This window comes from Chryseobacterium nakagawai (assembly GCF_900637665.1).
Lineage (GTDB): Bacteria > Bacteroidota > Bacteroidia > Flavobacteriales > Weeksellaceae > Chryseobacterium > Chryseobacterium nakagawai.
In genome coordinates, this window is the sequence record NZ_LR134386.1 from 3103131 (window position 1) to 3116104 (window position 12974).

Sequence of the window (12974 nt, forward strand, 5' to 3'; positions counted from 1 at the left end):
AGAAATAGTATGTTGAATAGGAACTTCCAGCCTCCATCTCCCATCTCCCAGCCATTTAAATTCAGCAAAAGTACTGTATAAACTCCATAAAAGTATAATTACCTTTGGCTTACATTAAAACTAAACTCATGAAAAAATTAAGCAGAAAAACGTTAAAGAATATTGCCGGAGAGATTGGTATTGAGATCAATTTGCCCCTTCCTGTGGGAATCTGTATCGGAAATCTTATTGGTTTATGTCCACCTAATTCCCATTGCAGAGCAGATGAAAGGTGTTATCCGGATGTTGCAGGGCCTTGTATCAATGGATTGTGTGCATCAGGGTATCAATGCCGTTCCGGTGAATGTGTAAGATAAGATTATGTAAACTATAGAACCTTTATCCATTGTTGATAAAGTTTTTCTGTTACTATTTTCTAAAATATATAATGCTAATATCTGAATTTAACGCAAAGGTTTTGTTTTCTATGCTTATGATTTTAGGAGTCAAAGATTATGGCAAAAACCGTTGATTAAACTAATGGTAGCAGCACGCTTCATCAAATCGATTGAAAATCGATGCCCCCTTTGCTCACTTAAAATTTAATGTAATCACAAATAAACTTTGCGTTTCAAAAACTCTTTAGGTTTACAATATTGAGACTCCTACAGAGTGACAAAAGTAGAAGTTTAGCAAAAACAATAATATTCTACAAAATAAAGTTTATTTTTGCCCCTTTATCCCAATCAATCTTAATACATTGAAAGTTAAAAAGATATCATCAAAAACAGTCAAAGACTCCACATCATTGAAACCTGTAGGAATAAGGTCGTTTTTATTGAATGATAATTCTATAGAAGTATCGTAAGAAGCTACAATTCTTACTTTTGAATATCCATTATAGTCTACTCTAAAGCCTTCAAACATACAATTACGTTCTGCTTTCTGATACTCACCATATTCTTCGAAGCCTGCCATATCTGTTCTCTCACCGCCACTATCATTATGTTCCAGTGATTTCCATGAAGCATAATTTTTAGGTTCTTTCAATACATTTCCGTTGGGATCTACAGGAACAAACATTCCTAATGTAAGAGATTGCTTTAAAAAATTAGCATAATTATTCATCAAACTTAAGGTTTGAAGATCGGCATATCCTTCGTGGGCATAATATTCAAGCACAAAGGTCGTCATCGGAATCAGCTTATGAGAAGCATCAGTCGGCATATTTGTTTTTTCTTTTTGGGGCGATAAAAATAGTATTTTTATTTACTTTTCCCAACGTAACATTAGCAATCTAGTGGTATTTATACCCATTCTGAATAACAATAAGGAAAAGACCTCATCTATTTTCCGTATCTTCGCCCTATAACAGGAATAATGATAGTGAATACTTCTTTGAAGGATATTGAAGCGGTCCTTGGCTTATATAAAATGGCTTCTGATTTTAAGAAAACAGTATCCGGCGTACAATGGCCGGAATTTGATCAAAGAATGATTGAAACTGAAATCAATGAAAGCCGTCATTTTAAAATTACGATAGATGAGAAGGTGGTCTGTGTATGGAGCATTACTTTCGATGATCACCAGGTTTGGGAAGAAAAAAATGAAGATCCTGCCATCTATATCCACAGAATTGCAACTAATCCCAATTTCCGCGGACAGAAATTTGTAGAACAGATTGTGGAATGGGCAAAGCAATTCGCTCCTCAACATAATAAATTATATTTAAGGATGGATACTACAGCGGGAAATCAGAGGTTAACAGATTATTATGTGAAATGTGGATTTACCTATCTTGGGGATAAAAAAATGACCGATACAGAAGGTCGTCCGGATCACTATCATAATGCTACAATGGCACTTTTCCAGCTGGATGTGTAAAGATTCTATTATTTGCAGACAGGCTGAACATCATTCAATAAAGTAATCAGCATTTTTCCAGGTTCTTCAAGAGGAATCAGGTGAGCTGAATTTTCAAACCATATTCCCTTTTTAAAAGGAGCTTTTACATTTTGAAGCCATTGAGCCGTAGGCTCTGATGGAGTGGTATAATCATGTCTGCCCATCAACATGAAAACCGGAATCGGAAATGTTTTAACATTCTTAAAATCAGTATCAAGAAACTCCGGAAGCACTTTCGTTAGGGTAAATAAACTTCCTTTCCCTATAGCTTCCGCATCATTATAGGAATACTCCGGAGATAAAAGCGGAGCCTGGAAGAAATACCTGGAATTATTTCGGTAAGCAGTCAAACCTCCATAATATTGAGGCCATTTTCTGGCAATAATGATTCTCTGTCGCGTAATTGGGGTATTTCCTGGATAAGGTGCTATAGAAGCTAATTCCTTTAGAGCCAAATCATTTTTCAGCCGAGTAGCTTCTTTTACTGCAAAATCAACACTTAACCGTTCATTATCTCTGGTATTGATAATCTGCCCGATACCAACATACGCATAGAATAGATCCGGTCTTTTCAGTGCAGCCTTCATAGAGATTATTGTTCCCCAGCTATGTCCTATGAGAAGCACTTTTTTCTTTTTATACTTTTCTTTAATCAGCTCCGCAAGTTGTATGGCATCCTCTACATATTGATTAATATTAATGGTATTTTTCAAACTAAGGGTATCATTAGCATTATAGGTTTTCCCGGATGCTCTCTGGTCATAATTCACCACCGTAAAATATTCTTCGATAGGCCGTTGAAACATCCACATCACCGGAGAAATAGGAGAGGCTGGTCCTCCATGTACAAATAAAATTACAGGATTTTCTTTATTCTGGCCACGAACATATACCCATTGTTGAGCACCGTCGATAGTCGCTTTATATCTTTCCTGAATTCCATCAGGGCTTACGATCGAATCCAGGTCCTTGATGATTTCCCTGGCTTCAGTATATTCATTACCTGTCTTTTGGTTCTGTCCGAATACTATAAATGAAAATAGTAAAGCAATAAGTGCTATAAGTGTATGTCTCATGATTGGTGTTTATATGATTCAGTAGAGTTTTAATATACAATATGTCAGACATATATGTTAAAAGTTACAAAAAACAAAACTGAACAACACTATTGAAGGACCTCAATTCTTATTTTCTTCTTATATGATAATTCGTTCATTTTCAATACTTAATTCTCGATTAATTATAAAAAGCTTATATTTACAGTAACCAAACAAATCACATTAATATGTCAGTAACACCAGAAGGAGCCAGGAAGGCTCAGTTATCTTTATCAGAAAGGGCACCCGTCGCTCACGCTGTTCTTTCAGGAGCAGAAAATATTTCAAAGTACAACAATGGAGTATGCCATGATGTGGTTGCCTATGCTCTTTACATGAGAGGAGCCAGCATCAGTCCGGATCAATTAGCAGGTTCAGCAGGTCAGAAATGGTTAGAAACCTTCAATTATACCGGAGGGAAAAAATGGGATGGATATTCTCCTATTGCTAAAGGAAAAGCCATTGGTTTCTACAGACCTATTGACAAAACATGGTTTCATTCAGCGATTACAACAGGAAACGGAAATGAGATCAGATCTGTTAACGGATTTGCGTTAGGCTCTGCATGGTCTGTTCCAGTAGATATGAAATGGGTTCTTGGGAAAATCAATTCCGATGGAACGTTCAACTATGATGGAACTAAAATAGAAGTGTATATCTCTCCTTTATAGCAGATATCAAAAAAATAAAGCCTCTTTAAAATAACTTTAAGGAGGCTTTTTTATGATCAATAAGTATTTTTTATCTGAATATTAAAACTCTAATCTCTTAACAGCCATATTCTACATCTTCTATTATTTGATCTTTAAAGCTAAAACTTATTCCTATATCATTCCGTAAATAATCTGAAAAAGTAATTTCAGTCACAATGGTTTCATCATTCTCAATATGAATATATAAATCCATTATCTCCAATCCGTCAAACCATACTTTTCCGACTTTATCCAATTTATTATCAAAATCAGAACCGTTATAAAAATCAATGAGTTCATTCTTAATATTACCCAACCATTCTATCTGATTGATAAGCTTATATACCCAATCCGCTTCAATATTTTTTTGTAAATCTTTGCTTACAAAAATTGAGACATTAAGCTCTTTATTTTCCAGATTTTTATTCGCAATAACAATATGTTTTACAGTGTCCGATATGGTGATTTCAAAACAATCTCCATCCTCTTGCTCAGAAATTAAAATATCATCCCAATACAACTGAGTAAGGTTTTCGGGAGACTGCTCAGAAGCCTTTGATTCTTTAAACTCAGCTTTCGCAGTATTAAAAATATGGGTTCTATTTTCCATTGTAAATGTTTAATGGGTAACAAAGCTCAAATGTAATCTATTTTTTAGTTTAAAATGGACAGTTTTTTTTTGCCATAAGTACACGAACAGAAAGGAATTAGTGTATTCGTGGCCATTCTAATTATGCAGAAATAATCCTTCCAGGCGGAAGGACTATTCTTTAGAAAATTGTGTTACTGTCTTTATTAATATTCTGCCCTCATCAGATGAGTAGAGTTGGTATTGAGTTCAATACCTCTGTCACTGCCAACAATTACAGTTCCCCCGATATTGGCAAGATGATTCTCAAAAGCACAATTGGGCTCAAAGGCAAAGCACATTCCTTCCTGCAGCACTAAATCTCTGCCAGGGTTGGGGAGCCTGCCCACATTTCCATACCGGGTGGATTGTGGTAATATTTCTATCCCCGGAGCAGTTCCAAAGCCAATTGGACCATAAGGATTTATACTATGTATCAAAGGATGTACATGCCATCCGCCAGCTTCTAAAAGTGGCTTTTCCATGACATCAACAACTTCGCCAAAAGTTTTCCCGGATTTCAAAACATCCACTCCTGCTTCATAACACTCACGCGCAATAAGAGCAGCACGTTCAAGATTCGGATGTATATTCCCGACGGCAACTGCAGCCTGATGTTGTGTTTCATACATCCCATACAAAGCAAAGATCTCAGACAAAACAATGTCTCCTTCTTTAATGATTCGGGGAGATTGTGACCGATATTGCCACGCTGGCGGACCCCACCCAATATATTCAGGTCCTGAGCCCATTAATATTTCAGCCGTAAATCCTCCCATTGAAATACAAGTCGAAGTAATAGCTGCTGCTACTTCAGCTTCACTTACTCCAGGTTTAACAGTCATTCGCATGGCTTCACTCATCGCTTCCCCAATATAGGCAGCATGCCTGATTAAAGCCAGTTCTTCTTCACTTTTTGAAGCTGTCTGTTTGAAAAAATCCATATAAACGGGCTTTATCTCAGCATTAGGAAAGGCTTCCATAATACCTTTCCATGTCCGATGAGGGAGCGCTCCGTCAAAATAGAAGGGTGGATAAGGCTCTAAACCGATTATTCCAATCTTGGGTGTATTTGAAAGACCCTTTTCTTTAAGGATATTTCCAATATGAGCGCCCGTTTTACCCACATAGATTTGTTCAGGCTCAATCCATTGCTGATCTCCACGAATGGCGGCCTGCATATGATCCGCCACCATCATAGAAGCAAAAGTGATCACAATTGGCTTTTCTTCTTTGTGAAATATCACAACAGACCCAAGCCTGTCATTGGTAAAATAATGGTCAATAGAAAACGGGGCAGGTGCCGCAGATTCTCTATCTCCGTAAATAATAAGAGTGTCCAGTTCATTTTTTCTCATGATGATGCGTGCAATATCCCAACGACGATCACGCTCTTTCAATGATAAAGGCAATGGTATTTCCATTTTTGTTTTCATAACTCAATCTTTATTAATTATTAAAGCTGTTGCAAAGTAAGTAGATCGGCAATCGAAAGATATTATCCCTGAAGAAGAATAAATGTGCAATACGTTTGTTTTATCGGAAAATAAATATCTTCTTTACCTGAAATTTAATTTGCGTTATGGAAATTGTTGAGGATTATAGCATACCTTATGTGTCTGAGAAAATAGGGTTGCAGAATGTAGATGGAATTGCAGTAAACAAAGCAGAGGATTCTGTTCGAAAGGGATTAACAAATTATCCCCATACTGTCAATGGTTTTATCTGCGCCATCTGTATAAAAGGAAAAGCAGAACTGAAAATAAATTTTCAGAAAAAATTATTGGAACCCTACACTCTGATGGTTGTAGTTCCCGGTTCTATGATGGAACCGATAGAGGTATCAGAAGATCTGCATATAGACACCATTTTTTTCGATCCTAACTGTATTTTCAGAGATTCTCTTTCGAATAGCTACCTATTTTTTCACGAAATAAAACAAATGCCATGTATCAGGTTAAATGATACAGGTTTTGAGATCTTCAGACAACATCATAAGAGTATTTCTATGCATTATTATAGAGAAGAAAGCAGGAGTAAAGCTGATATCCTTCAATTCCTTCTGTTAGCTCTTTTGGCAGAAGTAAAAGATGTATATAATACTAAGGGTGAACAGGCTCAAAAACATACAAGAGCTGCAGAATTAACAACTGTTTTTTTTGATTTATTATACCAGCATCATAAAGAAGAAAGAAGCGTTTCCTTTTATGCGCAGAAAATGCATCTCACCAGTAAATATTTGACTACAATAATCCGTAAACAGACAGGAAAATCTATTCTGGTTTGGATCAATGAAGCAGTTGTAACACAGGCCAAATCTTTATTGAAAACAACCAACCTGTCAGTAATGGAAATTGCTGATGTATTAAATTTTACTGAATCATCATTGTTTTGTCGGTTTTTCAAAACATATACCAGCATGACGCCTTCTGCATACAGAGGAAATTAAAAACATATATCTGGAAGTTATTTATGCCTTCATCGTGCATTTCGGACAAACACCACTGATAATAAAGTTATATTCTTCAGCAATAAAATGCTCTGGTAGACTGATTTCAGGGATCGCATTCTCAATACACGTCACCGAATGACATTTTTTGCAGTTAAAATGCACATGATTATGAAAATGTTGTTCATGACTACATTTACCAATACATTTTGCAAAGTTGACTACACCATCTACATTAACAACCCTGTGAACAGCTCCTTCATTTTCAAGCCTTTCTAACACTCTGTAAATGGTAACCCTATTACAAAGGGTCCCTAATTTTTTCTGGATATCAGAATGGCTTAAAGCCACCTCAGAGCCATTAATAAGGTTTAAAATTTCAGTTTTGGCGTGTGTATTTCTAACCTGTTTCATATTTTAATGCAACAAAGTTGCGTTATTTAATTTTTTATATATACATTTGCAACAAAGTTACAATAACAATTTTAAATCCTAATCTTTTTATGAAGTCAAAAATTCTTGATGCAGTAGGAATCTCAGCCGCAGTTTTATGCCTGATTCATTGTATTATTTTTCCTTTATTACTTATCATTCCTTTGGGAATATCACATAATCCATATATAGATCTTACATTTCTTATTATTGGAACCCTTGTGGTATATCAACAAACCAAGCAGATAACCAATTACTGGCTGCGAATTTTATTTTGGGCATCCATTGGTTTAATTGCAGTTTCAATATTGTCTGACTTTATATTTGAGATTCATCTACCATTGATCTACGCTGGTGCCGCAGGATTGATTACAGCACACTTTATCAATTTTAAGAACCATAAACATTAAGAATACATGAAAAAGAAACTTCCTGTAACGGTACTTAGTGGTTTTTTAGGAGCTGGAAAAACGACTTTATTAAATCATATTCTACATAATAAACAAGGCTTAAAAGTAGCTGTCATTGTCAATGATATGAGTGAAGTTAATATTGATGCCCGACTGGTAGAAAATCAAAACACCCTTTCAAGAACAGAAGAAAAACTGGTAGAAATGAGTAATGGATGCATCTGTTGTACATTAAGAGAAGATCTTATGGAAGAAGTAGAGCGTTTAGCTCATGAAAACCGCTTCGACTATCTTTTAATCGAAAGTACAGGAATCAGTGAACCTATTCCCATAGCACAAACTTTTACCTATATTGATGAAGAAAGTGGAATAGACCTTTCCCGTTTCAGTTATGTAGATACAATGGTAACAGTAATTGATGGCTTCAATTTCATGAAAGATTTTGCTTCGAATGAACGATTGATGGACCGTGATCTTACTGACATGGAGGGCGATTATCGTACCATTGTCAACCTTCTTACTGACCAGATTGAGTTTGCCAATGTGATTATTCTGAATAAAACAGATTTAATTGATCCGGAAACTCTTGGATTCTTGAAATCTGCACTTAAAAAACTAAATCCGGATGCTGCTATTCTGGAATCGGAATTTGGACAGATCGATCTGAAACATATTGTAAACACAAAACTATTTGATTTTGATAAAGCCCAGTCTTCCGCAGGCTGGCAAAAGGAATTGCAATCTGATCATCATACTCCGGAAACGGAAGAATATGGAATAGGTTCTCTGATATTTAGAGATAAAAGACCCTTTCATCCGGAAAGACTTTGGGAATATCTTAATCATTATCCGGAAGGCATATTAAGAGCTAAAGGGCTTTTCTGGCTTGCTTCCAGACCTGATGATGCATTGAATTTTTCCCAGGCTGGAGGCTCATTTCGCCTGGAGAAAGCAGGAGTTTGGTGGAGCAGTATGCCTTTGAGTCAAAGGGCACAATATGCTTCTTTTATAGAAAATCAGGAATTTATCGAAAGCAGATGGGATAAAAATTGGGGCGACAGAATGAATGAATTGGTTTTCATTGGACAGGATCTGGACAAAGAGCAAATTTTACAAAATCTCACTCACTGTCTAATCAATGATATTGAAAAGGAATTATTTGACCAAAAATCAGATTTTGAAGATCCATTTCCAAAACATATTTAAATTTAACTATTTATTAATGCAACTAAGTGTCATTAAATAAAAATATGAAATAACTTAGGGTATTATTTATACAATATATGGATAGAAGAAAATTTCTAAAAGGTTCAGTTTTACTTTCAGGATTATTATCCCTGTCACCCTCTGAACTTTGGAGTTCCAAAAAGAATATTGCTCCTCCAGAAACCGGAAAAGCAAAAAATATTATATTTCTAATCAGTGATGGAATGAGCCTTGGAACACTTTCAATGGCAGATCTTTATTCCAGAAATATTTTAGGAAAAGAAAGTCATTGGCTCAGTTTATATCATGAAAAAAAAGTTTCACGGGCACTAATGGATACTGCTTCTGCCAGTTCTGTTGTAACAGATTCTGCTGCCGCCAGTTCCGCTTTCGGAGGAGGAATAAGGGTACAGAACGGAGTATTAAATATGGGAGCTAATGGACAAACCCATTTTCCAATATGGCAGAAATATAAAAAAGCCGGAAAAAAAATTGGTTGTGTAACTACTGTAACCATTACGCATGCCACTCCTGCAGGTTTCTGCGTCAATTCAGCCAAAAGAAATGCAGAGCCTCAAATTGCTGAAATGTATGCAGAACTGGGAATAGATATTCTGATGGGAGGAGGAGATGAGTTTTTTAATCCATTAAAAAGAGAAGACCAAAAAGATCTCTATTCTGTTTACAGAAAAAAGAAATATCAAGTTCTGAAAAATCGTGACGATCTAAAAACGATTAAAAAGGAAGACAAAATATTAGGAATCTTCAATACAGGAGCTTTGCCTTACAGCATCGACAAGGCTAATCTTTCTGAGTTTGAGAATACTCCGAGTTTAGCAGAGATGACAGGAGCTGCTATTGATCATATGAAGGACCATCCGGAAGGTTTTGTTCTTCAGATAGAAGGAGGTAAGGTAGATTGGGCAGCTCATGCCAACGATATAGCCGCATTGATTCACGATCAACTGGCATTTGATGATGCTGTGAAAAAAGCAATAGATTTTGCTGAAAAAGATGGAAATACCCTGGTAATTATTACCACAGATCATGGAAATGCCAATCCAGGAATAATTTATGGGACAGATGCTACCAGAAACTTCAATAGTATTTCATCCTATCAATATACCAATGAATATATTCTGAATAAAATCCACAAAGATCATTCAGCTAAGGATATCAAAGATTGGATATATGAAGCAAACAAACTGACATTAAGCGATGATGAAGCCAAACACTTGCAAAGTTTTTATAATGGACTTGAAAAAGAAGAAGGACTTTATAATTATAAGAAATTACCGTTCAAGCTTTATTCAGAAATTCAGAAAAGCAGGAATTCAGTAGGCTGGATCAGTATGGATCACTCAGGAGATTATGTGGAAGTAGCAGCCTATGGGCCAGGAAGTCAGCTTTTACAGCCTTATATTAAAAATACAGATCTTCATTATCTAATGCTGGAAGCATCTCCTATATAACTAAAAAGTATTTTCATATCATATTAACATTTTTATTTGGTTTTAAAACAGGCTCTCCAATTTAATTTGAAGAGCCTGTTTATTTGTCATGTTACTACATGATTTATTTCGAAGACTTTCTACGACGTGTAGACACTTTTTTATCCAATTCTTTGATATCCTGTCTTAATTCCCTGAACATTTCTTTGAAATTGTAGCTTTCATAATCTCCCGGTTCAAAATCTTCCGGGAAAATTCCTGACGCATACTGCCAGATCTCTACGATATCTTCAAATGCAATGTCATAAGGTTCATAGAAAGAATTATCTGCACTTACACAGATCGCATTTCCTTTATGTTCCTTAAAACGCTTATAGGTAATCCCATCGTTTTGAGTAATAAAAACATAGGTTTTTCCAGGTTTCAGTTCGTCAATTCCCTCTACATATTTTCCTACAATATAAGAACCGTTTCTGAATGGTGGCATCGAATCTCCGTCTGCCGGAAATGCTCTGTATTTACCATTATTTAAAAAGGGTAGGGCAATACGTTGAAGGCTTTCAATATATCCTACATCACTGTATCCTTCCAAATATCCCATGGAAGCTTTCTGCGGAATGATTTCTATGGTATCATTTCCAAGATCATCCACTGCTACAGGAAGAACAATTCTATTATCCGGAAGCTTCAGCATATCTTCCGTGGCATATTTTTGAAGATCCACAGACAACAACAGATCTATACTCACATGAAAATATTTGGATATCCTGATGAGAAGTTCAATAGGAGGTTCCGAAATTCCATTTTCATATTTAGAATATCTCACTCGGGAGATCGTAAGGTCATCAGCTACATTTTGTTGAGAAAGCTTTCTCTTAGCTCTCAGAGAGCGTATATTGTTTGAAAAAATTGACATTGATAGAAATATGTCCACAAAAATACGAATTTTGCCTCCTCTTATCAATAATACAAGCAGCTTTTACCATAAAATTTGAAGATTTTTATTATTTGTTAAACAAAGACTCCAAAATTGGTAGATAAAACATCTGATTTTTACTGTATCATGGTAGCTTTTTTCCCTCAAAAACCCATTCTAACAAATTTTAAATATTAACCATAAAAAAGTTCTTTTAAACTGAAAATATTAACTCCAATATTTAAAATTTGAGATATGTTTTTTAAAATTTAGTAAATCAATAAGATACAAATAAAAACGATATTTCTAATATTATCCATTTATATTAACGAAATATTAAATAATAAAATTGTTTAATTATTTTATTCAAAATAATATGAGTTTATTGTTATTTATCATATATTTGTGATGTATTAATCATATAAAATTTTAATCATGAAAAATTTCAAAAAACTAGACAGAAACGAACTAAAATCTATTTCAGGAGAAGGATTACTTGATCCAATTGGAGGATTAATCGGTGGTCTAGGTGGCGTTGTTGGTGGCGTTATCGGAGGAGTAGGTACTATCGTTGGCGGTGTTGTTGGCGGTGTAGGTTCTACAGTAGGTGGAGTTATCGGCGGTGTTGGTACCGTTGTAGGAAACGCTTTATGCCAAACACAGTGTGTTGTTAATGGTGTAATCCACATCAAATTATTAGAGTGTGGTTCTACTTGCTAATCAGCAGCCCATTAAAAGTTAAAAAAGTACAACCGCTCTGAAAAGAGCGGTTTTTTATTTCCCAAGTAGGAATATGTCATTGCATCAAACCCTTTAGGTAGAACTATAAATCTGGAGATTCTACACAAAATGAATCTCAATAACCAAGAGGTTTTTCAATTCATACAGATAAACAAACCATACTTTTCTACTTTACAGAGTCAGTCCATGGTTGTTCTTTACTTCAGCCATTACAAATGTGCTATGGGTACTCCCTATAGAATCTACAGAGCCTAGCTTATTGAATACAAAATCCTGATAGTGTTTCATATCCCGAACCTGAACCTTTAATAAAAAATCAAAATCTCCGGAAATATTGTAACATTCTGCAACTTCCTGAATTTCCAGAATTTCTTTTACAAAATCATAACCCACGGACCGATCATGAATTTTTAATTTGATCTGACAAAACACCGTAAATCCACGATTAAGCTTTTCTGCATCCAGAACTGCAGCATATCTTTTCACGAAACCTTCCTGCTCAAGCCTTTTTACCCGCTCAAAAACAGGAGACGGAGATAGATTAACTTCCTTTGCCAGCTCTTTAACTGTCAGTTTTGCATTGTTCTGAAGCAGTTTCAAGAGTTTTAAATCCTTATCATCGAGTTGTTCCACAGAATATTATTCTTTTAGAGTTTAAAATCATTCAAATTTACAGAATTATATTCTTTATAATACCATTTAAAAAGTTTAATTAACCTAATAATTTACTTTTAATTGCTATTATATTCTGTTTTAATAATTTTACACAAAATTAAAATCTTTTATCAGACTTGATATTGATAAAAGATCAGTTCTTTACAATCTTCATCAAACAGGAAAGGTTTTACTTAAGGTAAATTAATAGGGAATCGTGTGAAAATCACGAGCTGTCGCGCAACTGTAAGTAACACACCAAAGGTTTCTGTACTTGGATATCCACTGCCAAAAGCGGGAAGGATGACAGAAACCGTTACAAGTCAGGAGACCTGCCTTTACTGAATTGACAATGCTTTCGCGATCTGAAGCTTTTGAGTCATACAGATGATATATTGCAGTACATTTTATCTC

15 protein-coding genes and 1 riboswitch are annotated in these 12974 nt (G+C 35.3%); of the genes, 8 read left to right on the top strand and 7 right to left on the bottom strand.

The genetic code is table 11. The features are described 5' to 3' along the window. Positions 1–128 precede the first annotated feature (128 nt). Entirely contained in the window at positions 129–356 is a 228-nt protein-coding gene (locus tag EL260_RS13985) for a hypothetical protein (RefSeq protein WP_123855937.1), read from the top strand. Between the two features lie 346 nt (positions 357–702). Here EL260_RS13985 and EL260_RS13990 read toward each other — a convergent pair whose 3' ends face one another. Further along, the gene (locus EL260_RS13990) at positions 703–1206 is read right to left on the bottom strand and encodes a hypothetical protein (RefSeq protein WP_123855938.1); all 504 of its coding nucleotides are present in this window, start codon (positions 1204–1206) and stop codon (positions 703–705) included. A gap of 153 nt (positions 1207–1359) precedes the next feature. Here EL260_RS13990 and EL260_RS13995 point away from each other — a divergent pair, with 153 nt between their 5' ends. Next, entirely contained in the window at positions 1360–1863 is a 504-nt protein-coding gene (locus tag EL260_RS13995; RefSeq protein WP_123855939.1) for a GNAT family N-acetyltransferase, read from the top strand. 8 nt (positions 1864–1871) lie between these two features. Here the strand turns inward: EL260_RS13995 and EL260_RS14000 are convergent, their stop codons facing one another. Next, positions 1872–2960: an alpha/beta fold hydrolase gene (locus tag EL260_RS14000; RefSeq protein ID WP_123855940.1), complete on the bottom strand. Its 1089-nt coding sequence runs from the start codon at positions 2958–2960 to the stop codon at positions 1872–1874. A 209-nt stretch (positions 2961–3169) separates the two neighbouring features. On the opposite strand from EL260_RS14000, the gene EL260_RS14005 reads away from it, so the two are divergent. Continuing rightward, the gene (locus EL260_RS14005) at positions 3170–3652 is read left to right on the top strand and encodes a hypothetical protein (RefSeq protein WP_123855941.1); all 483 of its coding nucleotides are present in this window, start codon (positions 3170–3172) and stop codon (positions 3650–3652) included. Positions 3653–3749: 97 nt separating this feature from the next. On the opposite strand, the gene EL260_RS14010 is transcribed toward EL260_RS14005, so the two are convergent. Both EL260_RS14010 and EL260_RS14015 read right to left on the bottom strand, forming a co-directional pair. Then, positions 3750–4283, bottom strand: a complete 534-nt coding sequence (locus EL260_RS14010) for a hypothetical protein (protein WP_123855942.1) — start codon at positions 4281–4283, stop codon at positions 3750–3752. 185 nt (positions 4284–4468) lie between these two features. Next, a complete protein-coding gene (locus tag EL260_RS14015; protein ID WP_123855943.1) occupies positions 4469–5737 on the bottom strand; it encodes a M24 family metallopeptidase in 1269 nt (422 codons plus the stop codon). A gap of 146 nt (positions 5738–5883) precedes the next feature. Here EL260_RS14015 and EL260_RS14020 point away from each other — a divergent pair, with 146 nt between their 5' ends. Further along, the gene (locus EL260_RS14020; RefSeq protein ID WP_123855944.1) at positions 5884–6750 is read left to right on the top strand and encodes a helix-turn-helix domain-containing protein; all 867 of its coding nucleotides are present in this window, start codon (positions 5884–5886) and stop codon (positions 6748–6750) included. Between the two features lie 21 nt (positions 6751–6771). On the opposite strand, the gene EL260_RS14025 is transcribed toward EL260_RS14020, so the two are convergent. After that, complete coding sequence (locus EL260_RS14025; RefSeq protein WP_123855945.1) at positions 6772–7164, bottom strand: Fur family transcriptional regulator; 393 nt, start codon at positions 7162–7164, stop codon at positions 6772–6774. 89 nt (positions 7165–7253) lie between these two features. On the opposite strand from EL260_RS14025, the gene EL260_RS14030 reads away from it, so the two are divergent. The 3 genes from EL260_RS14030 to EL260_RS14040 all read left to right on the top strand — a co-directional run bounded on the left by EL260_RS14030 (position 7254) and on the right by EL260_RS14040 (position 10270). Continuing rightward, positions 7254–7592 carry a MerC domain-containing protein gene (locus tag EL260_RS14030; RefSeq protein ID WP_123855946.1) on the top strand — a complete coding sequence of 113 codons (339 nt, stop codon included), beginning with the start codon at positions 7254–7256 and terminating at the stop codon, positions 7590–7592. A 6-nt stretch (positions 7593–7598) separates the two neighbouring features. After that, on the top strand, positions 7599–8798 hold the full coding sequence (locus EL260_RS14035) for a GTP-binding protein (RefSeq protein ID WP_123855947.1): 1200 nt from the start codon (positions 7599–7601) through the stop codon (positions 8796–8798). A 77-nt stretch (positions 8799–8875) separates the two neighbouring features. Then, positions 8876–10270 carry an alkaline phosphatase gene (locus tag EL260_RS14040; RefSeq protein ID WP_123855948.1) on the top strand — a complete coding sequence of 465 codons (1395 nt, stop codon included), beginning with the start codon at positions 8876–8878 and terminating at the stop codon, positions 10268–10270. A 103-nt stretch (positions 10271–10373) separates the two neighbouring features. Here EL260_RS14040 and EL260_RS14045 read toward each other — a convergent pair whose 3' ends face one another. Continuing rightward, positions 10374–11165 (bottom strand): XRE family transcriptional regulator, encoded by a 792-nt coding sequence (locus EL260_RS14045; protein WP_123855949.1) that lies wholly within the window; start codon positions 11163–11165, stop codon positions 10374–10376. A 435-nt stretch (positions 11166–11600) separates the two neighbouring features. Here EL260_RS14045 and EL260_RS25590 point away from each other — a divergent pair, with 435 nt between their 5' ends. Beyond that, positions 11601–11885 carry a bacteriocin-like protein gene (locus tag EL260_RS25590; protein WP_066694205.1) on the top strand — a complete coding sequence of 95 codons (285 nt, stop codon included), beginning with the start codon at positions 11601–11603 and terminating at the stop codon, positions 11883–11885. Positions 11886–12077: 192 nt separating this feature from the next. Here the strand turns inward: EL260_RS25590 and EL260_RS14055 are convergent, their stop codons facing one another. Beyond that, positions 12078–12539, bottom strand: coding sequence for an Lrp/AsnC family transcriptional regulator (locus tag EL260_RS14055; RefSeq protein ID WP_123855950.1), 462 nt, complete (start codon positions 12537–12539; stop codon positions 12078–12080). A gap of 189 nt (positions 12540–12728) precedes the next feature. Then, a riboswitch (cobalamin riboswitch) is annotated at positions 12729–12914 on the top strand. Positions 12915–12974: the final 60 nt, after the last annotated feature.

Coding starts and splice junctions, on each gene's coding strand:
- EL260_RS25590 (WP_066694205.1), top strand. CDS start 11,601: ATGAAAAATTTCAAAAAACTAGACAGAAACGAACTAAAATCTATTTCA.
- EL260_RS14020 (WP_123855944.1), top strand. CDS start 5,884: ATGGAAATTGTTGAGGATTATAGCATACCTTATGTGTCTGAGAAAATA.
- EL260_RS14045 (WP_123855949.1), bottom strand. CDS start 11,165: ATGTCAATTTTTTCAAACAATATACGCTCTCTGAGAGCTAAGAGAAAG.
- EL260_RS14035 (WP_123855947.1), top strand. CDS start 7,599: ATGAAAAAGAAACTTCCTGTAACGGTACTTAGTGGTTTTTTAGGAGCT.
- EL260_RS14025 (WP_123855945.1), bottom strand. CDS start 7,164: ATGAAACAGGTTAGAAATACACACGCCAAAACTGAAATTTTAAACCTT.
- EL260_RS14030 (WP_123855946.1), top strand. CDS start 7,254: ATGAAGTCAAAAATTCTTGATGCAGTAGGAATCTCAGCCGCAGTTTTA.
- EL260_RS14005 (WP_123855941.1), top strand. CDS start 3,170: ATGTCAGTAACACCAGAAGGAGCCAGGAAGGCTCAGTTATCTTTATCA.
- EL260_RS13990 (WP_123855938.1), bottom strand. CDS start 1,206: ATGCCGACTGATGCTTCTCATAAGCTGATTCCGATGACGACCTTTGTG.
- EL260_RS14000 (WP_123855940.1), bottom strand. CDS start 2,960: ATGAGACATACACTTATAGCACTTATTGCTTTACTATTTTCATTTATA.
- EL260_RS14010 (WP_123855942.1), bottom strand. CDS start 4,283: ATGGAAAATAGAACCCATATTTTTAATACTGCGAAAGCTGAGTTTAAA.
- EL260_RS14040 (WP_123855948.1), top strand. CDS start 8,876: ATGGATAGAAGAAAATTTCTAAAAGGTTCAGTTTTACTTTCAGGATTA.
- EL260_RS14015 (WP_123855943.1), bottom strand. CDS start 5,737: ATGAAAACAAAAATGGAAATACCATTGCCTTTATCATTGAAAGAGCGT.
- EL260_RS13995 (WP_123855939.1), top strand. CDS start 1,360: ATGATAGTGAATACTTCTTTGAAGGATATTGAAGCGGTCCTTGGCTTA.
- EL260_RS13985 (WP_123855937.1), top strand. CDS start 129: ATGAAAAAATTAAGCAGAAAAACGTTAAAGAATATTGCCGGAGAGATT.